The sequence below is a fragment of the Psychrobacter sp. ANT_H59 genome (genome assembly GCF_008369225.1).
Lineage (GTDB): Bacteria > Pseudomonadota > Gammaproteobacteria > Pseudomonadales > Moraxellaceae > Psychrobacter > Psychrobacter cryohalolentis.
Genome location: NZ_VOBE01000002.1, coordinates 389,478 through 411,680 on the forward strand (window position 1 = coordinate 389,478; position 22,203 = coordinate 411,680).

The 22,203-nt window shown below is 42.9% G+C and carries 17 protein-coding genes; 4 read left to right on the plus strand and 13 right to left on the minus strand.

What is annotated here, in order from left to right; translation table 11 throughout:
• The 5 genes from FQ083_RS04730 to sdhC all read right to left on the minus strand — a co-directional run bounded on the left by FQ083_RS04730 (position 1) and on the right by sdhC (position 7,437).
• Positions 1 to 2,886, minus strand: coding sequence for a 2-oxoglutarate dehydrogenase E1 component (locus FQ083_RS04730; RefSeq protein WP_149409029.1), 2,886 nt, complete (start codon positions 2,884 to 2,886; stop codon positions 1 to 3).
• 813 nt (positions 2,887 to 3,699) lie between these two features.
• Entirely contained in the window at positions 3,700 to 4,410 is a 711-nt protein-coding gene (locus tag FQ083_RS04735; protein WP_011512485.1) for a succinate dehydrogenase iron-sulfur subunit, read from the minus strand.
• 207 nt (positions 4,411 to 4,617) lie between these two features.
• Entirely contained in the window at positions 4,618 to 6,468 is a 1,851-nt protein-coding gene (gene sdhA / locus FQ083_RS04740; RefSeq protein WP_011512484.1) for a succinate dehydrogenase flavoprotein subunit, read from the minus strand.
• 178 nt (positions 6,469 to 6,646) lie between these two features.
• Positions 6,647 to 7,033, minus strand: a complete 387-nt coding sequence (gene sdhD / locus FQ083_RS04745; protein WP_262880863.1) for a succinate dehydrogenase, hydrophobic membrane anchor protein — start codon at positions 7,031 to 7,033, stop codon at positions 6,647 to 6,649.
• Between the two features lie 17 nt (positions 7,034 to 7,050).
• A complete protein-coding gene (gene sdhC / locus FQ083_RS04750; RefSeq protein WP_011512482.1) occupies positions 7,051 to 7,437 on the minus strand; it encodes a succinate dehydrogenase, cytochrome b556 subunit in 387 nt (128 codons plus the stop codon).
• 1,031 nt (positions 7,438 to 8,468) lie between these two features.
• Between sdhC and gltA the strand changes: the two genes are divergently transcribed.
• Positions 8,469 to 9,749, plus strand: a complete 1,281-nt coding sequence (gltA, locus tag FQ083_RS04755; RefSeq protein ID WP_011512481.1) for a citrate synthase — start codon at positions 8,469 to 8,471, stop codon at positions 9,747 to 9,749.
• An 80-nt stretch (positions 9,750 to 9,829) separates the two neighbouring features.
• Here gltA and FQ083_RS04760 read toward each other — a convergent pair whose 3' ends face one another.
• The gene (locus FQ083_RS04760) at positions 9,830 to 10,792 is read right to left on the minus strand and encodes a hypothetical protein (RefSeq protein ID WP_149409030.1); all 963 of its coding nucleotides are present in this window, start codon (positions 10,790 to 10,792) and stop codon (positions 9,830 to 9,832) included.
• A gap of 101 nt (positions 10,793 to 10,893) precedes the next feature.
• The gene (locus FQ083_RS04765; RefSeq protein ID WP_149409031.1) at positions 10,894 to 11,391 is read right to left on the minus strand and encodes a type IV secretion protein Rhs; all 498 of its coding nucleotides are present in this window, start codon (positions 11,389 to 11,391) and stop codon (positions 10,894 to 10,896) included.
• A 329-nt stretch (positions 11,392 to 11,720) separates the two neighbouring features.
• On the opposite strand from FQ083_RS04765, the gene FQ083_RS04770 reads away from it, so the two are divergent.
• Together FQ083_RS04770 and ribBA are read left to right on the plus strand one after the other, a co-directional pair.
• Positions 11,721 to 13,010 carry a replication-associated recombination protein A gene (locus tag FQ083_RS04770; RefSeq protein ID WP_149409032.1) on the plus strand — a complete coding sequence of 430 codons (1,290 nt, stop codon included), beginning with the start codon at positions 11,721 to 11,723 and terminating at the stop codon, positions 13,008 to 13,010.
• Positions 13,011 to 13,322: 312 nt separating this feature from the next.
• Positions 13,323 to 14,435 carry a bifunctional 3,4-dihydroxy-2-butanone-4-phosphate synthase/GTP cyclohydrolase II gene (gene ribBA, locus FQ083_RS04775; protein WP_011512477.1) on the plus strand — a complete coding sequence of 371 codons (1,113 nt, stop codon included), beginning with the start codon at positions 13,323 to 13,325 and terminating at the stop codon, positions 14,433 to 14,435.
• A gap of 105 nt (positions 14,436 to 14,540) precedes the next feature.
• Here ribBA and FQ083_RS04780 read toward each other — a convergent pair whose 3' ends face one another.
• From FQ083_RS04780 to FQ083_RS04805, 6 genes are all read right to left on the minus strand, one after another.
• The gene (locus tag FQ083_RS04780) at positions 14,541 to 15,026 is read right to left on the minus strand and encodes an acyl-CoA thioesterase (RefSeq protein ID WP_149409033.1); all 486 of its coding nucleotides are present in this window, start codon (positions 15,024 to 15,026) and stop codon (positions 14,541 to 14,543) included.
• Positions 15,027 to 15,100: 74 nt separating this feature from the next.
• Entirely contained in the window at positions 15,101 to 16,051 is a 951-nt protein-coding gene (locus FQ083_RS04785) for a hypothetical protein (protein WP_149409034.1), read from the minus strand.
• A 129-nt stretch (positions 16,052 to 16,180) separates the two neighbouring features.
• A complete protein-coding gene (locus tag FQ083_RS04790; RefSeq protein WP_149409035.1) occupies positions 16,181 to 17,158 on the minus strand; it encodes a uroporphyrinogen-III synthase in 978 nt (325 codons plus the stop codon).
• A gap of 112 nt (positions 17,159 to 17,270) precedes the next feature.
• Positions 17,271 to 18,308: a hydroxymethylbilane synthase gene (hemC, locus tag FQ083_RS04795; protein WP_149409036.1), complete on the minus strand. Its 1,038-nt coding sequence runs from the start codon at positions 18,306 to 18,308 to the stop codon at positions 17,271 to 17,273.
• Between the two features lie 183 nt (positions 18,309 to 18,491).
• The gene (locus tag FQ083_RS04800; protein ID WP_011512472.1) at positions 18,492 to 19,229 is read right to left on the minus strand and encodes a LytR/AlgR family response regulator transcription factor; all 738 of its coding nucleotides are present in this window, start codon (positions 19,227 to 19,229) and stop codon (positions 18,492 to 18,494) included.
• Between the two features lie 195 nt (positions 19,230 to 19,424).
• Complete coding sequence (locus tag FQ083_RS04805) at positions 19,425 to 20,576, minus strand: histidine kinase (RefSeq protein ID WP_149409037.1); 1,152 nt, start codon at positions 20,574 to 20,576, stop codon at positions 19,425 to 19,427.
• A gap of 119 nt (positions 20,577 to 20,695) precedes the next feature.
• Here FQ083_RS04805 and argH point away from each other — a divergent pair, with 119 nt between their 5' ends.
• Positions 20,696 to 22,069, plus strand: a complete 1,374-nt coding sequence (argH, locus tag FQ083_RS04810; RefSeq protein ID WP_149409155.1) for an argininosuccinate lyase — start codon at positions 20,696 to 20,698, stop codon at positions 22,067 to 22,069.
• The last annotated feature ends 134 nt before the right edge of the window (positions 22,070 to 22,203 follow it).

The following is a 22,203-nucleotide window of genomic DNA, read 5'->3' on the forward strand; positions in this document are numbered from 1 at the left end:
TTAAATAGACAGCTCATCTACACTGATACCAAGACCACCAGCGATTAAATCTTGTTGTTGCTTAACGTGTAATTTTGCTGATCCTGTCGCAGGCGCTGCACTGGCAGGACGTGCAACTGGCTCCATCACTTTTGCTCTGGTTGGATGCGGTACAACAATACGGAACATATGTGGTGCTAAGTAATACCAAGCGCCTTGGTTCAACGGCTCCTCTTGCGTCCAAACGATTTCTTTTAAGTTGCTGTATTTTTCAATTTCAGCAATTAAGCGTTTTTCTGGTAAAGGATAGAGTTGCTCAATACGAACGATTGCTACATGGTCTAGACCTAAAGCACGGCGCTGCTCAAGCAAGTCATAATAAACTTTACCGCCACATAGAACCATACGAGTCACATTGTCCGGATTTTGCTGATCCATCTCTGGCAATACTGTTTCAAACTTACCATTTGCCAATTCTTCTAATTGAGAAGTCGCAAGCTTATGACGTAGCAAGCTCTTTGGCGACATCACGATTAACGGTTTACGAATCGGGCGAACCGCTTGACGACGTAGCGCATGATAAATCTGTGCAGGCGTCGTTGGTGTGATGACTTGCATGTTGTCTTCAGCACATAACTGCAAGAAGCGCTCAAGACGGGCTGATGAATGCTCAGGACCTTGACCTTCGAAGCCATGCGGCAATAACATGGTCAAGCCGCAAACGCGCTGCCATTTGGTCTCGCCACTCGCGATGAATTGGTCGATAACTACTTGAGCACCGTTAACAAAATCACCGAACTGCGCTTCCCAAACAACCAATGCATTTGGCACCGTGGTCGCATAACCATATTCAAAAGCTAGTACCGCTTCTTCTGATAGCAATGAGTTATAAGTGGCAAAGCGTGCTTGATCTTCACTCAGGTGAGCAAGTGGCACATACATGCTGCCATCTTCAATATTATATAGCTCACTATGACGATGTGAGAACGTACCACGTCCTACATCTTCACCAGTAATACGTACCAGCACTTTATCGTTATCGACCAGTGATGCGTATGCCAATGTCTCAGCTGCACCCCAGTTCAAAGGCTCTTCGCCGGTTTGCATCGCTAAGCGCTGCTCAACCACTTTTTGTACTTGGCGCTGTAGTTTGTAACCTTCAGGCATTTGTGCCATACGGCGACCATAGCCTTTCAACACTTCGATATCAACACTGGTATCCCAATCATCAACCAAATCGTGACCCAAGTAAGGTTTCCAATCGACAAATAGCTGCTCATTAGGCTCGTTTACTAATGAGTTAGCAACATATTCACCGCGGTCTAATGATTCACGATACTCATCTTCTAAACGCGTTTCATCTTCTTTACTCAGCAAACCTTCTTCGATTAACTGTTGCGCGTAAATAGTACGAGTCGTTGGTAGCTTTTTGATCACTGCATACATGAGTGGCTGAGTAGCTGAAGGCTCATCTGCCTCATTATGACCGTTACGGCGATAGCAGAAGAGATCTATAATGATGTCTTTGTCAAACTCATGACGATAATCTAACGCCAATTGCGCGGCAAATACCACAGACTCAGGATCATCACCGTTGACATGCAAAATTGGCGCATGAACCATTTTTGCCACATCAGTACAGTATTCAGTTGAGCGTGCATCTTCTTGACGGCTGGTGGTAAAACCAACTTGGTTATTAATCACAATATGGATGGTGCCGCCCGTCGTATACGCACGGGTTTGTGACATCTGAAATGTCTCTTGTACCACGCCTTGACCGGCAAACGCCGCATCACCATGAATGACGATTGGCAATACTGAATTGCCCGTCTTATTTTCATGAAGTGGCTGATCATTACGACGTACTTGACGCGCACGTACTGAGCCTTGTAATACTGGCGCAACGATTTCAAGATGTGACGGGTTAAATGCCAACGCTAAATGCGCCTCCCCACCTGGTGTCATCACGTTCGATGAAAAACCATTATGGTATTTAACATCGCCTGAGCCCTTTTCTGGCTGAACTTTGCCATCGAACTCATCAAACAAATCAGCAGGGTTTTTGCCCAAGATGTTTACCAATAAGTTTAAACGCCCACGGTGAGCCATACCAATGACCATCTCTTTTGTACCATAACCGCCAGCACGTTGAATGATTTCATTGATCGCTGGAATAAAGCTCTCGCCGCCTTCCAGACCAAAACGCTTTACACCCGTATATTTACGAGCAAGATATTTTTCTAAGCCTTCTGCTGCCGTCAAACGCTCAAGAATAGACAAACGTTTTTCTGTATCAAAAGAGATATGACCTAGATTGGTTTCTAGATATTTTTCCATCCAGCGCTTTTCTGTGCTGGTGGTCACGTGCATATATTCTGTGCCGATATAACGGCAATAGACGCGCTCCATGATTTCAATGATTTCACGTAACGGTGCTTCATTTTTACCGATATTTAGATCATTAGTAGGAAATACCGTATCTAGATCCGCGTCAGAAAGATTGTGATAGGCAAGGGTCAAATCCTCTACTTCCGCACGTGGATGCAGACTTAATGGATCTAACTGCGCACGGCGATGACCGCGACGACGGTAAGCTGAGATGAGCTGCTGTACGCCCATTTGCTTATTGTCACCAACATTGTTGCTATGACTGCTAGCCGAGCTATTGGTATCAGTACTGACCTTATTAGCCGTCTGATTACGGGCCAATAATAAAAACTGGTCTTTAATGGCGTTGTGCGGCGCATCATTTGGCGATTTGTATTGTTCAAAATACGTTTGCCAATCGCTGCCAACACTATTAGGATCTTCTAGGTATTGCTCGTAGAGAATATCAATATAATTGGCATTATCAGCGGCCAATTCTGTGTGATCTACGCTCGCTGCTTCTTTAGTTATACTATTCATAATAATCGTCTATTTGATAGATAAATGAATGGAATCGTGCTTATTATTGTAAAATCTGTTGTATACAGGCGGCTCAGCTATTGAATAAATAGCCTTTTAACAATGAACAATCAACATAGAACACCATTCAAATTATTTGTGAACGTTCAGTTTTCTTATGTCGCTCGTCGCAAAACATTAATTTATATATAATGCTATAAGTTATAACTAAATTGTTATTTATAGCATTTTTTTAAATTTTTTTTGTTCAGCTGGCTTATTTACAAGCCATTTCTGCTGAATAACTTGGCTATTGTAGCTATACAATGACTATTTGACAAATGATACACTGCCGTATAGCGTAACATGGCAACAATTGCAGCCATAGTTTGTTTGTTCAATACTAAGTATTTACACAATGAATATCTATTATCACTTTACGCAATTCATAGGTGATTGACTTCCTGCATATTCACACATCACTGCTATGCATCCTTTTTAACCTCAGTATTATATACCTTCTATCATCGTCATTCACCCCTATAATCTTATAATAACCAAGCATTTTTTATGCTTAGCCATTACTACTTATAATTATATAGGCAGATGGAGCAGATAACAGGTTGTCTTACATATAAGCAACGTATTGTTAGCATGGCCTTACTTGTCATCATTATTCTGATGCAAATTCAAATATTGTTCTAAGACGACTTAACAAGCATGGTAACTTTACGCTATTGTTTTGCTTATTTTAACGAATAAAAAACACCACCTTATCTCAGGTGGTGTTTTTTTATAGCGCTATTATAAAGCTAATTGAGGCTAAAAGGTATATTAACCTGCTTGATCAAGCAACAAATTACGCAGATGACCGATAGCTTTGGTTGGATTCAAGCCTTTTGGACATACTGATACGCAGTTCATGATACCGCGGCAACGAAATAAGCTGAATGGATCGTCTAAACGAGCCAGACGCGCGCGCGTATCACTGTCACGGCTGTCAGAAACAAAACGATCAGCATGCAGTAGTGCTGATGGTCCTAAGAACTTATCAGGATTCCACCAGAATGATGGGCAGCTGGTTGAACAGCAGGCACATAAAATACATTCATATAAACCGTTTAGCTTGTCACGTTGCTCAGGTGACTGCAAGCGCTCAGTCGCAGGCGCTGGCTGATCATTAATTAAGAATGGATGTACTTTTTCGTACTGCTCGTAGAATTGGTTCATATCAACGACCAAATCACGAACCACTGGCAAACCTGGTAACGGACGAACGGTTACTTTTTCTGGCAAAGTATTCATGTTGATCAAACATGCTAGACCATTTTTACCGTTAATATTCATGCCATCAGAGCCACAGATGCCTTCACGGCACGAGCGACGGAAGGTAAGAGTTTCATCTTCCTTCTTTAGGCGTAATAACACGTCAAGCAACATACGATCTGAGTCTAATAGCTCAATCGTATAAGTTTGCATACGCGGCGCTGCGTCCAGATCAGGATCGTAGCGATAGATTTCGATGGTGCGAGTACCTCGGCTCATAATGCTAAACTCCACACGTCGGTGATGGCGGGCATACAAGGACTGCAACATAGTCGCGCTGGCTATTAATCTGTACTGACAAGAATGATCAAATACTGATTAATAGGGCGCTGGCATGAGCTTGTAGCTGGCGGTCACCTTTTTAATAAATGAATAAAGGATAAAACGTTTATGCTGTCTATACACATCAGGCGCAAGGCGTCTGAATTAGTAGACACGAACCTTTGGCTCGATATAATCAACCGTTAATGGAATTTTACGAACCGGCTTATAGATAATCTTATTGCCTTCAGAATACCATAAGGTATGCTTCATCCAATCATTATCGTTACGACCGTTTGGTGCGTATTCATCATCTTCAGGACGATCATAGTCAGAGACACTGTGCGCGCCGCGGCTTTCATGACGCTGGGCTGCCGATATCATCGTCGCTTTTGCTACTTCGTAAAGATTGCCCACTTCAAAGGCTTCAATACGAGCAGTGTTAAAGACTTGTGATTTATCAGCCAAATGAATCTGATCAATCTTCTCGCCTAGCGCTAGGATTTTTGCAACGCCTTCATCCATCATCGCTTGTGTACGGAATACACTGGCATGCGTTTGCATGGTTGCACGAATCTCATCGGCAACGTCTTGCGCATTGTAGCCTGAAGTTGACTGTTGCAGCTTATCTAAACGACCGACTGTGTAATCAAGGACGCGAGGATCAAGTGGCTTATAGTTATGATCTGCATGATGGAATTCATCAACGATATGCTTACCTGCAGCGCGACCAAATACCAATAAATCAAGCAATGAGTTGGTACCTAAACGGTTAGCACCGTGAACACTGACGCACGCACATTCGCCAATTGCATATAGACCTTTAACAACGTTGCCTTTTGCATATAGACCGTCTTCATCCGTACCTGCTTCTAGATCCGGTACAATCACTTGACCATGAATCGTAGTTGGAATACCGCCCATCATATAATGAATGGTTGGAATAACAGGAATTGGCTCTTTCGTGATATCGACGTTGGCAAAGTTTTTACCAATCTCGAATACTGATGGCAGACGCTTCATGATGGTTTCAACACCCAAATGGGTCATATCCATCACGATATGATCAGCGTTTGGACCACAACCACGGCCTTCTTTGATTTCTTGATCCATAGAACGAGAAACCAAATCACGTGGTGCCAAGTCTTTTACGGTTGGGGCATAACGCTCCATAAAGGCTTCGCCATCTTTATTACGTAAGATAGCGCCTTCACCGCGGCAACCTTCGGTCAATAGTACGCCGGCACCATGAACGCCGGTTGGGTGGAACTGCCAGAACTCCATATCTTGTAGTGGAATACCAGCACGAACGGCCATGCCAATACCGTCGCCTGTATTGATGTAAGCATTGGTAGATGCGGCAAAGATACGACCAGCACCACCTGTCGCTAGGACAGTAATTGGTGACTGGAATACAGCAACTGTACCAGTTTCTTGTTCAATCGCGATAACGCCATTGATATTGCCGGCTTCATCTTTGATCAAATCAAGGGCAATCCACTCGATAAAGAATTCAGTACCTTGCTGTAGGTTTTTTTGATAGAGCGTATGTAATAGTGCATGACCGGTACGGTCAGCAGCAGCACACGCACGTTGTACGGCTTTTTCGCCATAGTTTGAGGTATGACCACCGAATGGACGCTGATAAATCGTGCCATCTTCATTACGGTCAAACGGCATGCCCATGTGCTCAAGCTCGTATACTACTTTCGGCGCTTCACGGCACATGTACTCAATCGCGTCTTGATCACCCAACCAGTCTGACCCTTTAACGGTATCATAAAAGTGGAAATGCCAGTTATCGTTGCTCATGTTACCCAGACTTGCACCGATACCGCCCTGAGCTGCAACAGTGTGCGAGCGGGTTGGGAATACTTTGGTTAAGACTGCAACCTTCATGCCGGCTTCAGCTAAGTGCAATGATGCACGCATACCTGAACCACCACCACCAACGATGACCGCGTCATAGTTTAAAGTTTTGATATTGCTAATGGTATTGTCTTGTCTAGTTGCCATTACGGTTTTCCTAATGCCTGTTAATACTTGCGAAGTAAATACAAGGACTGCTTAACCAGTCATACACTCCGAGCTGAATCATCGACTCAAAGCACGGATATGGATGATGTAATTGTATATAACTGGGTATCTAAGCCGCCTTCAACCACTTACTAAAATGTGCATATCTATCTGAGCGTTAAACAGCAACGACACCGAAGCCGTTACCCCAAAAAATCATGATGCCCCAGAATAAAAATACAAAAACGGCAATAATCATTAATGTCTGTAAGACCAAGCGTAGGCCAGCTGCGCTCGCGCCCAATTTACCGGTAGTGATATAGTCTGTGAATACGGTCCACATGCCAATCCATGCATGACCCGCAAGGGCTAGAACTGCTACTAAGCTAAATAGACGCATCGGTAAGCTGGTCATAAAATTTGACCATTCCGTGTAGCTCACATCGCCATGGGTCAAAAAGAAGCCCAATAGCACCACACTGTAAACAGCTAAGACCACCGCACTGATACGTTGGACTATCCAATCACGTGAGCCTGAGCCGGTTAGACTGGTTGCGCTTTTTATTCCTGAATCGTTTCTCATTAGAACATCACCCATACAAATGACGCGACAATTAATATCGCTGCAATTACAAAGCTGATCATAGAGGCAGCACGGCCAGATTTCAGCTCTTCATTCATGCCCATATCAGCAAATAAATGCTTCATACCCATCACAAAGTGATAAGCGATGGCGGCGACGAAAATCCATGCCAAAAAGCGCACTAAAACATTGTCAAAAACGGTTTCAAAACTCTCAGGCGATGCCAAAGAATTCTGCAATAACCACAGCATGACTGGAATAAGTAAAAATAAAATGATGCCAGAGATACGATGCAAGATTGAAGCAATCGCAATCGGTGATCGATTAACACTAATCACTTGGCTGAGGGGCAGATCAATAGGTCGGTTGCTTTTCACAGCGGGCATCCTTTTTGCGGTTATGTCTGGTAGTTACTTATGATTTAGCAATCGTCTGCCAAATACACTGAGCACCACACAAGACGAATAAAGTAAGGAAGGAAGAGCTAGCTGACGTCATTTAATTTGCGCTAAATCTGAAAGCATACGGAGATTGACATGGTCATTATGGGCATTCAACTATCGCTCAATAAACCCTTTCAACAATAAGCTTTCTACATATTAACAGACCACAAAACGAAGCACGGGATAAATCGATTAACTATTCTATTTTTACTGGTTCCCATTAACAAAAAAAAGACAACGCCATGGAGTCATCTCTATGTTATCCTTTTTTGTTAAGGTAAACTTCACTGTAGGCTATTTAAAAATAGAACAGTTAACAAGAATATTCAAGCGATAAGCTCGGTCTTGGTCTACAAAGTGATTATTCAATCGTAACAAAGTATGAGTGGAGCAAAGCCCCTCACCTACTTTATTAGGACAAGTCATCAATTTGCGCAAAGCTAGTGCCAGTTAAATCCCTCTAATTATAAAATGACTGAGCACTAATTACAAATTTATCCCCTAAATAGTGGTTATTAGAGATTTATTAACAAAAAACTGGCTATTTGCAATATGAATTCATTAGTATTACTCAGGCTTAGTGACCTATGAAGCCAAACGAATGTATCAGCTAATGATGCTCTGTCTGTTTTATAGTAAATATTAGAAGATATCTCAACAGAGTACTTGGTTAAAACTGTCTCTTTATATCTAGGTTAATAATAATCATTACGCTATGATAAATAAGATGGTTTACAGTCAAATTACCTACTAGACATATTTTGATACAAAGTTTACAACCGATAAGCACTATTGGCGCACGTCTATTGGTGGTCTAGCAAGTAAAAGTCTTTTCAAAACTTAAGTAATAACTGCTAATATAGCCTGCATATTAAATAGGTCACATTCATTTTGGCCATTTGACTATTTATGATGCGAGGGTGTGCGTCACTATTATTTTTGTTCTAACAAGTTAAAACAATGGAGATTAAATTATGGCTGATAATCAAGCCACATTGACCGTAGATGGTAAGGACTACCAACTTCCTATTACTGAAGGTACTTTAGGGCCGTCAGTTATCGAAGTTGCTGCTTTCCAACAAGCTGGCTACTGGACCTATGATCCAGGCTTTATGGCAACTGCTCCTGTCGAATCGAAAATTACCTTCATTGATGGCGGTAAAGGCGAGCTATTGCATCGCGGCTATCCTATTGACCAGTTAGCAAACAATGCAGAATATCTAGAAGTGGCTTATGCCCTGATTCATGGTGATCTGCCTAACGCTGAGCAAAAAGCCGATTTCTTTGAAAAAATTCGTAAGCATACTGGTGTTCATGATCAATTGCGTAAGTTCTTTGAAGGCTTCCGTCGTGACGCCCATCCAATGGCAATTATGGTTGGTGTCGTTGGTGCCTTATCTGCGTTTTATCATGAAGATTTAGACATCAGCAATGAAGAACATCGTGAAATTACCGCGATTCGTCTCATCGCTAAAATGCCTACACTTGCGGCAATGAGTTATAAATACTCACAAGGCGAACCGTTCATGTATCCACGTAATGATTTCAATTATGCGGAAAACTTCTTATACATGATGTTTGCAACCCCTGCTGATGTTGATTATAAAACCAACGACGTTATCACGCGTGCTATGGACAAAATCTTTACCTTGCATGCTGATCACGAACAAAACGCATCAACGTCAACGGTACGTTTAGCCGGCTCTACGGGTGCTAACCCTTATGCTTGTATCGCTGCTGGTATCGCCGCCCTTTGGGGACCATCACATGGTGGCGCTAACGAAGCCGTACTTGAGATGCTAGATGAAATCGGTTCAGTAGAAAACGTTCCTGAGTTTATGGAAAAAGTGAAAAGCCGTGAAGTGAAACTGATGGGCTTTGGTCACCGTGTTTACAAAAACTTTGACCCACGTGCACAAGTGATGAAAGAAACTTGTGACGAAGTACTAGGCGCATTGGGCATCAATGATCCTAAGCTTGAGCTTGCTATGGCACTTGAGAAAATCGCTTTAGAAGACCCGTTCTTCGTTGAGCGTAACTTGTATCCAAACGTTGATTTTTACTCTGGTATTATCCTTAAAGCCATCGGTATTCCAACGTCAATGTTTACCGTTATCTTTTCACTAGCTCGTACTTCTGGTTGGATCAGCCATTGGTTAGAGATGCACAGCGCACCGTTCAAAATCGGTCGCCCACGTCAGTTATACACTGGTGAAACGCAGCGCGATTTCGTTAAAGTTGAAGACCGTAAATAGTAATTAAGCATTTGTAAAAATAAACAGCCATAAAAAAATCTCGCCATGTGCGAGATTTTTTTATGGGTAAATTTAACGGATTACTTAAATTCTTTTAGCGTTTGCTCATATTTAGCGATTTGTTCATCATAACCTTCAATCGTTTCATTGAATTTTGCCATTAGCATCTCAAATTCTTGCTGTTGGGTTTGTTTCATTTTCTGCATATCTAGTACTTGCTGGGCTTCTATCTGCTCCCAAACTTGATGCTGAATAATTAAACGTGCCAATGCAGGGCTTTTAGCACTGACTCTGCCAGCAATTTCTGCATCTTCAAAAAGCTGTGGTACTAAGGTTGCGATATTAATCAAAGTATCCGTATCCTGCGCATTCAGTGGCGTGGTTACTGGCTGATAAAGCGCTTCCATTGCTTGCTTATAGCGTTCTATAATCTGCTTTTCAGTTAATATCACAGGCTTACGTGGCTCTAAGCTAATACGCTTTAACACCGTTAAATCGCGCTCACCAACTTCGGTACTGGTGTTAATTTCATCGTTTGTGTCAGTATCTGTCACAGAGTTGCCATTTGCTGCATCCTTTGCAGCTGCTACCGGATCTTGTGTTAGCTGTGGCGTAGCAGCTATAGCTCCTTGATCGCTGTTAGCTGGCTGATTATTGCCAGTTGCAACAGTAGGCTCATCGACTAATAAAGCGTTTTCACTGTCTGCGATATCAGCAGCTTGTAGCGACTCGTACTCTGCTTGCAGACGCCCCTGCAATGCCTGAAACTGGGTAACATATAAAGGTTGGAACTGCTCAATACGTGCTGCAGCAGAATCACTTTGCGCCATCGGTTGGCTGTCTTCTTCACTTGTTTGCTCACTGGTTTGGGGCTTATCCGCTACATTTTCTTCTGCTGCTTGCTGCTGACATCCGCTTAACAATAAGACACCAGTCAATGCCGCCGCCAGTAAGGCATTTGAGTGCTGTGGACACTCAATACCTTTATTGCTAAGGTTACCATAAACACCATTATCATGTTTTACTAGCCAAAATTTAAACATCTGAATTTATTTCCTGTGTTAAAAACAAAAATATCACATAGCTATATAGAGGTTAAGAATCAGTCGCGGTATGGTCTACTAGGCTCAAGATTAGTCGCTAATTAAACCACTAAAAATGGAATACAGCCTGCAAGATCTTGACAGTATTGTCCGCGCTGACGACGAACAAAATAGTCTTGTACTATGCGTGCCTGCTGCTCGATACCATATTTAAGAAAAGGCTTACCCATTTCTAGTACATAATTATAGCGACGATCGATAATAGCACCGCGTACCACCTTCAAGCCTTGTTGCAGCTGCCACACATGTGTTAATTCATGTATCAGCCAACCTTGTTTGCCCAATGGCGCTTGGCTGAAATCATCTATCCAATCTGATGCATGAAAATAAATATGACCATTAGGACTCACAGCATAATGTTTGAGTACCCACCATGCTGTTTTCAGCTGAACGTCATCAAGTCTGAGGCTGTCACCAAAAACCGAACGTGCAAGATTAATTTCACCTTCAGTAAGAGACCGCGCTTGTTGTTTAGCAGTTACTAAGTTAGCAGATGCCGAATTACGATTTAATAGACGCTTAAAAATCGACTGCAACATGACTACTATCATCCTTTATCTGTGATCTATCATTTTCGTGAAGTTAGTTAACACCTTAATAGGGATAATATAGATATAAATAAAGCGTTAAAGACATAAGCTGTACATTTAGCTGACTTTTATTAACGTGAATCTGCGTTAGCCTAGCTTTTATAATAATGTTAAAAACATCATGAATTATTACCTTATTTATGACTTATTACTTAATCGCAATAAGGACAGCATTATAAAGACAAATGTGAAAAACAGTAATTTGACTTTGAATACTATGGATAACTGTTTAATCTTATAACAAAAAGCTTTGAATAACAGAAGCTATAGAGAATTTTATGCCACCTAATTTTCATGCTGATACACCCCTCGCCCAGCGTATGCGCCCGACCACGCTTGATGCCATTATTGGTCAAGAGCACTTGTTAGCAGCAGGTGCTCCGCTAAGGCGCTTGGTAGAGCAAGGACACCTACCGTCTATTATTTTGCATGGAGAAGCAGGCATTGGCAAAACAACCATCGCTATGCTTTTGGCGGATGCCGTTGAACGACCTTTCCATGCACTATCTGCTTTGAATACTGGGGTTAAGCAGTTACGCGAGGTATTAGACACTAAGGATTCATTGAGTTTTGAATCGCCGGTGGTCTTTATTGATGAGATTCATCGGTTTAATAAAGCTCAGCAAGATGCGCTACTTGGTGCAGTAGAGTCTGGTGATATCACCTTGATTGGCGCGACCACCGAAAATCCTTCTTTTAGTGTCAATAATGCGCTGTTATCACGTTGCCAAGTGTATCGCCTAGAGCCATTGACGCCTGAGCAAATCAGTGCGGTATTACAGCGGGCGCTTTTAGAAGATAATATACTGAAAAACCTATCGGTCAATTTGCAGGCGCAAGATACGATTAGCCAGTTGGCACATGGTGATGCACGAAAAGCCCTTAATTTATTAGAGCTGGCGATTCAAACGGCTGATACCAAGCAATTACCGATCATTATCGACGATACCTTAGTCGCTCGTGTCGCCCAGACTGCACTCGTACGCTATGATAAAGATGGTGAGCAGCACTATGATATGGTATCAGCAATGATAAAGTCAGTACGTGGCTCAGATCCTGACGCGGCACTATATTGGATGGCGCGTATGCTAGTGGGCGGTGAGCCGGCTGACTTCATCGCGCGGCGTTTGGTCATTTTGGCCAGTGAAGATATCGGCAATGCCAACCCTAATGCTCTACTCCTTGCTGATGCGGCATTGCGCAGTGTCCAATCCATCGGCATGCCAGAATCACGTATTATCTTGGGGCAAGTGGTGGTCTATCTGGCAACCAGTGCCAAGAGTAATAGTACTTACAACGCTATCAATGCTGCGATGAGCTTGGCAGAAAAAGACGCCTCACCTGTGCCGCTACACCTACGTAATGGCGTGACCAAATTAATGCGCAATCAAGGCTATGGACAAGATTATGTCTATCCCCACGATTATCCCAATCACTATTATGCGCAAAGTTACTTACCAGACAATTTAATCGGTACGCGCTTTTATGAATTTGCGGACAATCAGCGTGAGCAGCATAGCAAGCAGTTTATCGATTGGCTGAAAGACCAAGCGGCGAGTAATGACTAATCACTCAAAATATGACTGATTATATGCACTGATCTATCAATTGTCGTTACCATTAGTGATACTAATCACGATTTTAGACAGACTGGCCTATATAGTTTCAAGATGAGGCAGCACAGTGGGATGAAAAGCGTTAAAATGTCCTTATAATGATGTATAAGCAATGATTAGATAACGTCTACAGTTGATCAATTTGATCCAGCGCGTTTTGCTTAGCCGCAACAGCGCTTTGTCGCATCTACTGCTACAATAGGCAGATAACGCTTTATATCCCATATTGACACCTATTTATATAATAAAATATTGAGACATCCTATGAGTTTAAATACGATTCCTGAGATTATCGAAGACATTCGTGCAGGTAAAATGGTCATCTTGATGGATGATGAAGACCGTGAAAACGAAGGCGATATTATCATGGCAGCGACCCACGTGCGCCCTGAAGATATCAACTTTATGATTACTCATGCACGTGGCTTGGTCTGTTTGACCTTGTCACAAGCACGTTGCCAGCAGTTGGCACTGCCACTCATGTCTGACCGTAATGAGGCAAAATTTAGTACCAATTTTACCGTTTCTATTGAAGCGGCTGAAGGCGTGACTACGGGTATTTCAGCCGCTGACCGTGCGCGTACCATTCAAGCAGCTGTCTCCTCTTCAGCAAAGCCAGAAGACATCGTTCAGCCTGGGCATATTTTTCCAATCATGGCACAGAATGGTGGTGTCTTGCACCGCGCCGGACATACCGAAGCAGGTTGTGATTTGGCACGTCTTGCCGGACTTGAGCCAGCAGCGGTGATTGTAGAGATTATCAATGCGGATGGCACCATGGCACGCCGTGATGATCTTGAAGTATTTGCAAAGGAACATGATTTAAAAATTGGTACGATTGCTGATTTGATTAACTACCGTATTGCTAATGAGCAAACTGTCGAAGAAATTGCATCGCATCCGTTTGAGACCGAGTATGGCACTTTTACCTTACATCGTTTCCGTGAGTTCGGTGCGACTGAAACCCATTTAGCTTTGGTTAAAGGCGATGTGAGTCAAGGTATTAGCACTGTTCGCGTCCATGGTTTCCATCCTCTACGCGATTTATTCGCTGCCAAAAATGATACCACTGGTCGTAGTGGCTGGAGCGTACGCTCAGCATTAGAAGAGATCAGTGCATCAGAGCGTGGTGTCTTGGTTTGGATTGGCAATCATGAGCCGACTGACTTAGGCGATGCTTTGGATAAAGCGGCATTGAATGAAGCTCTGTCTACCATCACACAGCAACCATATCGCAGTATTGGTGTTGGCGCACAGATTTTGCGTCATTTAGGGGTACGTGATATGCGCCTCTTGTCTTCACCGATGAAGTTTTATGCCTTATCAGGTTTTGATTTGAACGTGGTTGATTTTGTCCATGCACCAAAGCAAGATTAATAGGCTTAATTAATAGAAACTTATGATCAATAAAAAAGGCGCATCAACTGAGGTTGGTGCGCCTTTTTTCTTATTTGCTCAACGCTTAATCACAAAGCATCATACTTAGAGTTGTGGGATATGACCGAATGTTGCTTCTAGAGCTAGTAGTCGTTCACGCTCCTCATTCGTCCATGGCTTTTTATCTTGACCATTGCTCTCTAAGCGCACTATCACTGCCTCAGCGGTCGCAACGATGGCAGCTTGTGCCGTACTATAATAGCTGTACTCGATTACTATGCTGGTGGTACCCAAACGCTGGCAACGAACGCCTAATAACAAGGTATCAGGAAAAATCACTGGGCGCAAATACTGGCAGCTTGATTGTGCCAATACCGTAACCATATTGCCATCAAACATGCCCAGCGTTTGCAAATAGCCAATACGGGCTGACTCAGCGTAGCGATAGTACACCACATTATTTAGGTGATTAAAGGCATCCATTTCACCCCAATGAATCGGCTGCTGATGGATAATAGGATAATGCGCTAGCTCTTCAGGACAATGATTGTCCAAATTATCAATGATAGATGTTTGATTGAAAAGTTCCATAACTGCCTGTCTCTTATTTTTATAATACTTTAAAACAATAACACTTTAAAACAATCGTATAAATCCGTAGTGCATTAACGTTGCGGCTTATTTAAAATCTGTGAGGTTAATAATGGCGATGTTTTTGGTGCATTGACAATCAGTCTATTCAAACCTTCTATCACTTCTGGCATATTCTTAGGAGAGGATTTGGTCTGCAAGTCATTTTTGTCTGACTGTTGCTTGTTATCGATAGAAGCCTGTGATTCTGCTTGTTTAGGCATCAGCGTTTGTAGCTGCTTACGTGCTTGATTTAAATACATGACTAACTGATCACGATCGTGCATATTGCTGGCTTGGCTGGCTAGATTTAAGGTCATGATGGCTTCATGAATCGTCAGCTGCCGACGCGTTAAACGGCTATTGTCAGTAAATTGGCTCGTAGCTGTGTTTTTCTGTAATGAACTGTTGAGCTCAGTATTAGCAGCACGCTCATGGCGATATAAAAAGTCTTGAATATTTTGAATCGCCAGATTTTGCAGCTGCCAAGAGCTTGGCTGAGCACTTCTCGCCTGCAAGCGCTCAATATCTTTAACCAAGCTTTGCTTAATAACAACCGTTAGCGCAGGCGCAATCTCATTACTTTTCTGTGAAAGCTGCCAATGCAGACCTTGCAATAAATCAATCGCCGCACTGCCATTACTGTCTGCCAACAACCTATCAGCAGCTTGTATCTGGATACGTAATAAATCCAGCTGGTTTTGAGCTTGGCTATTGACCGCTGCACTAGTCGCTGGCAGCGTTTGTTGACTCATCGCAAATAAGCGGTCGTCCATCTCATTTAAACGGCTGACAACTTGCTCATTACTTTGCAAGCGCTCATTGACCGTATGCTGAAAACGCTGCTGACTGATATACAGCCACAGTAAGACGCCTATCAACAATAAAATAACCACCCATTGCAAGCGTAACAAGAACATATTTGCTTGCCGGCGCTGCTGAAGAGCAGAAGGATCTTTCGATAACGATTCAGAATTCATTGGCATAAGGCCACACCGTTCATGATTGATAAGGTTAAGCGTAAACAGTTGAGCAAGTAGTTTAAATAATTTTAGAGTAGTAGCACGTTACGCTAAACGTCTCTTTTTTATCTCAAATTTACTATATGTTAAATATTATAAACTGGTTTTCTTAATAGTAATAAGAATGGTTTCTGGCGCCAAATCCTCTACGCGCCAATAACTTAAATTTTGCTCAGCAACCATATTGGCTAAGCGCTCACCCAATACCACATAACAAAAGTCTGATAGTTTAAGTGGCGCATTGACTGACATTACTTGGTGTTCTGCTGCTACATCGAATGTCTTAGTAGACAGAACGATACTTTCCCAATGCTCAAATGCGGTACCACTACTTACAATGACAATGGGTTTTATTTGCTGCGACGCGGTTATGCCAACGGTCGCATTTCGATTATTGAAATCTTGTAGCCATTGCTGATACTGCATCATGGCATCAATAGGCATTTTGCGCTCGTACCAAGCAATGCTATCGATATGCACACCGCGCGCTTGCAAAGTATCGACCAATAATCGTCGTCCACCAAGACCTCGCCACACGAGTAGCTTATCCCCCGCCTGCAGGCTATCAATCTCAGGCATCGCTAGCATACCTTCGTTATTAGCAATAGCAGGCTGTAGTACTTGATAACTGGCGTTTGATAACTTTGCCTCATTTAACACAGCAGCAGTCGCTTCACCAACCGTAATCAGATGGCTTGGCGCTACTAAAATATTAGAGCTACCTTCTATAGCCTCTACTTCTTTATCAGTCGCGCCATTATCTTGGTGCTCACGCTCAAGCAACTGCCAAATAGCCAAACCTGAGGCTGCCGCTGTCGGGCTCACGATGACCAGTGCTTGATACTCTCCTGCTAGCCATTGGCGCATCAGCATCATATCGTTATCAGTGGTCAAACGCGGTTGCAGTGTCAACATCGGCATATCAACAACCGACATACCTGCCGCTTGTAAATGTCGCGTCAGCGGTGCGGCACGCTCGACTGGGCGCGTATTGATGACAAGTTGCGGCAGCAATAATGGCGTATTAATTGGTTGATTTGAATCCGTGGACTTAGATGATGACCAAGACATAAATATACCGTGAAAAAAGCAAATAGAGTTAGCACCATCATAGAGTCATCTAAACTCTGATAACTCTATGACTGAGTTGATAATGGTGATCCAGTGTTATACAGACTAGCTATTACTCAGGATGATAGATCGCTGATAGAATCTCACCAGCACCTGCTTGTAATAACATCTCAGCAACTTCGATACCCAACTGGTTTGCTTGGGCTTCTTGCTCAGCTTGACTGCCCATCAACGTCTGGCGCTTGTCCACCTTAAGCAGCTCGCTACCATCTTCTTGACCAACGCGACCGCGCAGCCATAAGGTATCGCCAGCATCGTTGTTACCATTGTCATTATCATTGCTATCATTATCAGCAGCCAATGCATCTGCTTTTTGTAATACAGCATAAGCGGCGATAGGTACTTGGCAACCGCCCTGCAGATGACGATTTAATGCGCGCTCAGCGATTAAGCGGATACGGGCTTTGTCGTCATTGAGTGGTACCAATAATTTTAATACGTCGGCATCATCTTCACGACATTCAATTGCTAACGCGCCTTGCCCAACTGCTGGCAAGCAAATATTGATATCCAACTCACTACGAATACGTGCATCAAGCTCAATGCGCTGTAGACCACTAGTCGCCAAAATAATCGCATCATACTCGCCCGCATCTAACTTGCTTAGTCGCGTGCCGACATTGCCGCGGAGGGTTTTAATTTGCAAATCGGGACGATAAGCTTTGATTTGACACTGACGACGCAAACTTGCAGTACCGACTACCGCCCCTTGTGGCAACTCATCGATACTATGATAAGTATTCGATACAAAAGCGTCGGTTGGTGAAGCACGTTTGCAATAAACGCCTAGCGTCAACCCTTCTGGTAAATCCATGGGCACGTCTTTGAGTGAGTGCACTGCGATATCTGCTTGCTTGTCATATAGTGCTTGCTCAAGCTCTTTAACAAATAAACCTTTGCCGCCAATTTTAGCCAGTGGCGTATCCAAAATTTTGTCACCTTTAGTGACAATTTTTAGCAGATTAATTGTCATCTCAGGATACAAAGCTAGTAATCGATCACGAATATGCTCAGCTTGCCATAATGCCAGTGGGCTCTGGCGCGTAGCGATATTTAAGGTAGTCAAAGCAGGTTGCTGCATGGTGCTCATAAAAGGCCTCAATAATTTTAATACTAAACGGTCATTGCTCGACGATAATGTGAGTTTTTCGCCCAAGATGGGGCATAAAAATGGTTTATAACGATAATAATGCAAAAAAAATACCCCTATTTAAGCATAAATAAGGGTTTGATGATATGGCGTGATTATTTTAGGAGACAAAGTGAGGCATGCTTAGATGTTTTGAATCTTTTCGCGCAGCCCTGGTAAATGGCGGCGGCTCACTGCCAAAGTCTCATCAATTCCTTTAAAATGTAACTGATATTGGCCGGCATCTAAAGTCTCTAAAAAATCTAAATATTTGATATTGATGATAGCGTTACGATGTACCCGGAACAGCTTGTCTTCAAACTCTTGCTCAAGCTCTTTTAAGGTGTCATCAATGAGCACGATGCCATCCTTGTGCCGTACTTTGACGTACTTCTGATCTGCCGTAAAATAGTAGATATCTTTGAGTTTTATCAGCTCAACACCGCGATGGGTACGCGCTGCAATATGTTCGCGCACTGGACGAGACGTTGGACTTTCAAGTTTACGAATCTCATTGAGCTGCGCCGCATTGAGATTGGTGGCTTTTTCTAGGGCTTCGAGCAACTCATCTTTATTGGCAGGCTTTAGCAAGTAACCAATGGCATTGGCTTTCAAAGCGGCAATGGCATAATGATCATAGGCCGTCACAAAGATGATTGCGGGCGGATGTTGCAGCTTAGCAAGCTCTTGCGCACACTGTACGCCATCCATCTCAGGCATACGAATATCTAGCAATATGATGTCTGGCTGCTGAGATTTTACGGCACTAATGGCTTCGATACCCGTCTTTGCTTGGGCAACCACCTCATGACCTGACTCTTTAACAATCCTAACCAAACGTTCACGAGCTAATGGTTCATCATCACAAACTACGATCCGCATGCAAGCTCCTTTTAAGGGCATACTTTGAACATATATTTAAAAATATCAATAATATATTAGCACTTATAACCTATCATTTAGTATAGGGAAATAATGGTTTTTGATAATAGATTTACCTTAATCAGACTTATCATCTGTCCATACTATTCGTGCGATATAATAAATGCTGCAATAAATATGCCACGGTTAAAAAAGCTATAAGCTAACGTCCTGTAGCGGATAATCGATAGTGGTCATAATCTGTTTGCTTGTCACCCTACTTTGGATATCTGCACTCTGACCAAAATACGCTTGTAAGCGCTGCGCTTGAATATGAAAATCCATATGCTGGCGCAAATCATGATGGATCATTAAACTATTTTTAGGTAATTGCACATTAATGATGATTGCCACACGGTGCTGCAGCCACGTGACATGAATATCGATATATACAGTCTCAGTGCTCCTCTCAACCACATTCAGCAGCATTTTTTCAATCACGCTCTGTAAACCCAAAGCGGTGATGACCATGTCATACATGATATTTTCATCAGGCAGCTGCCAACTTACTACCAACTTGTCTGCCAATCGAATCGTCTCAATGGCCAAATAATGCTCACAAAGTGCCACCTCTTCTGCAAAACTGATCTCGCGTGCACCATTAAAGCTGGCACGAAATAATACTGAAACGTGTTGTAATAAATCAGCAGCGCGAGAAGGATTGGTCTCAATCAGTGACATCAAGGTATTAATGGTATTAAAAAAGAAATGCGGTGCCAGACGCGCTTTTAATACATCATTTTGTGCGGCAAGCTTTTTTTCAAACGATTGCTTCAACGCCGTCATCTCACGATAACGACGTAAAAAGATCAGCAATCCCGTAATAGTAAATCCTGCAATAATTAAAGTATTAAAGATAACGGTTGAAATAAAAGCAGTGAGAGTAAAGGTAAAGGCGCCTGTATTGATCATCAATAATAGAACCAGTATCAACGTGATAATGGCACTGATAGTAATGATGAACAGAACATATAAGCTCACCTTCAATGTACGCATACGTTTAAAAACAGGGCGTAGATAGTCAATGAGATAAAAGGAAGGCAGTAGTGTTAAGGTGGTTTGGATAAATCTTGCCGTCATTTTTATGGCAAATTGTGTTTCATTGACAACGCTATGACGATCGACAATCGCTAAAAAAAGCGACCAAAAAAATATTACCAGCAGCCATTGCCAAGGTTTCATGATTTCCATGAGCTTGGGTATAAAAAACTCTAAGCGCTCCGCTAGTAAGGCAACCTCATCATTTGCTATACTTGAGTTCTTATTCTCTTGACTTGTCTTAGACTGATATGAACGCCAATTCTTCAAACCTTAGTAATCCCGATTCAAATAAAAATTCATCTGCTTCTGAGTTTAGCACAGATGCTTCTATAACAAACGCTGCCGCACAGAACAGCCCTACTACTAGTAGTAGTCAGGGTCAGCAAATGTGGGGAGGACGCTTTAGTGAAGCGACCGACAGCTTTGTGGCAGCCTTTACCGCATCGGTTGGTTTTGACCAGCGCTTTGCCCGCCACGATATTCAAGGCTCAATTGCCCATGCGACCATGCTCAGAGAATGCGGTATCTTGGAAGCTGATGACGTTGCAACGATCATTGATGGTTTGCATCAAGTGCTACGCGAAATCGAAGCCGGTGAGTTTAATTGGTCGATTGCGTTAGAGGACGTGCATATGAACGTCGAATCGCGCTTGACGGATATCGTCGGCGCGGTGGGCAAAAAGCTGCATACGGGTCGCAGCCGTAATGACCAAGTGGCGACTGATATTCGTCTTTGGTTACGCGAAGAGACTGATAATATCATTGGGCTATTGGTGCGCTTGCAAAGTGGCTTGCTAGATTTGGCTGAGCAACATACTGATACCATCATGCCAGGCTTTACCCATTTACAAACCGCGCAGCCGGTCAGCTTTGGTCATCATGTCATGGCATGGTTTGAGATGCTATACCGTGATACCGAGCGCCTAGTCGATGCCCGTCGCCGCATTAACCAAATGCCGCTTGGTAGCGCGGCACTTGCTGGTACGACTTTTCCAATTGACCGTACCATTACCGCTGAGCTATTAGGTTTCGAAGGCATTTGCCAAAACTCGCTAGATGCCGTATCAGATCGTGATTTTGCCATCGAGTTTACTTCTGCAGCATCTATTTTAATGATGCATATGTCACGCATGAGCGAAGAGATTATTCTTTGGATGTCAGCACAATTTAACTTTGTGCAGATTCCTGACCGCTTTTGTACCGGCTCATCTATCATGCCGCAAAAGAAAAACCCTGATGTACCAGAGTTGGTTCGTGGTAAAGCCGCACGCGTATTTGGTCAATTGATGACGCTACTTAGCCTAATGAAAAGTCAGCCGCTTGCTTATAATAAAGACAATCAAGAAGACAAAGAACCGCTATTTGATTGTGTTGATACCTTGACCGGTTCATTACTAGCATTTGCTGATATGCTACCAAATATCACGCCGAACAAAGAAAATATGCGCGCCGCCACGATGAAAGGTTATGCAACTGCAACTGATTTAGCGGATTATCTGGTGCGCCGTGGCGTGGCGTTCCGTGATGCTCATGAAGTGGTCGGTAATGCCGTCGCTTTGGGCATTGCTGAGGGCGTTGATTTAAGCGACTTATCTCTTGCGCAACTCCAGCAGTTTAGCGATGCGATTGGTGAAGACGTGTTTGAGTATTTAACCTTAGAAGGCTCACTTGCCGCGCGTGATCATTTGGGCGGTACTGCGCCGAATCAAGTCAAACAAGCCGTTAGCCGTGGTCGTACTCGATTGGAATTATTCGCTTAATATCTGTTTAATAGTATTAGCGCTTTATTATTAAAAATGCCCGCCTTCGTTGCGGGTGTTTTTTTGAGCATAATCAGGTACAGTATTAGGTAATATCATTTGTTATTAACCTCATTAAAAAAACCATTATAAAC

Excerpts from the sequence above, each read along its gene's own strand:
- FQ083_RS04760 (WP_149409030.1), bottom strand. The coding sequence starts at position 10,792 with ATGTTTAAATTTTGGCTAGTAAAACATGATAATGGTGTTTATGGTAAC.
- FQ083_RS04735 (WP_011512485.1), bottom strand. The coding sequence starts at position 4,410 with ATGAGCCGAGGTACTCGCACCATCGAAATCTATCGCTACGATCCTGAT.
- FQ083_RS04780 (WP_149409033.1), bottom strand. The coding sequence starts at position 15,026 with ATGGAACTTTTCAATCAAACATCTATCATTGATAATTTGGACAATCAT.
- sdhA (WP_011512484.1), bottom strand. The coding sequence starts at position 6,468 with ATGGCAACTAGACAAGACAATACCATTAGCAATATCAAAACTTTAAAC.
- FQ083_RS04770 (WP_149409032.1), top strand. The coding sequence starts at position 11,721 with ATGCCACCTAATTTTCATGCTGATACACCCCTCGCCCAGCGTATGCGC.
- FQ083_RS04800 (WP_011512472.1), bottom strand. The coding sequence starts at position 19,229 with ATGCGGATCGTAGTTTGTGATGATGAACCATTAGCTCGTGAACGTTTG.
- FQ083_RS04765 (WP_149409031.1), bottom strand. The coding sequence starts at position 11,391 with ATGTTGCAGTCGATTTTTAAGCGTCTATTAAATCGTAATTCGGCATCT.
- ribBA (WP_011512477.1), top strand. The coding sequence starts at position 13,323 with ATGAGTTTAAATACGATTCCTGAGATTATCGAAGACATTCGTGCAGGT.
- FQ083_RS04730 (WP_149409029.1), bottom strand. The coding sequence starts at position 2,886 with ATGAATAGTATAACTAAAGAAGCAGCGAGCGTAGATCACACAGAATTG.
- sdhC (WP_011512482.1), bottom strand. The coding sequence starts at position 7,437 with ATGCCCGCTGTGAAAAGCAACCGACCTATTGATCTGCCCCTCAGCCAA.
- argH (WP_149409155.1), top strand. The coding sequence starts at position 20,696 with ATGTGGGGAGGACGCTTTAGTGAAGCGACCGACAGCTTTGTGGCAGCC.
- hemC (WP_149409036.1), bottom strand. The coding sequence starts at position 18,308 with ATGAGCACCATGCAGCAACCTGCTTTGACTACCTTAAATATCGCTACG.
- gltA (WP_011512481.1), top strand. The coding sequence starts at position 8,469 with ATGGCTGATAATCAAGCCACATTGACCGTAGATGGTAAGGACTACCAA.
- FQ083_RS04785 (WP_149409034.1), bottom strand. The coding sequence starts at position 16,051 with ATGCCAATGAATTCTGAATCGTTATCGAAAGATCCTTCTGCTCTTCAG.
- FQ083_RS04790 (WP_149409035.1), bottom strand. The coding sequence starts at position 17,158 with ATGTCTTGGTCATCATCTAAGTCCACGGATTCAAATCAACCAATTAAT.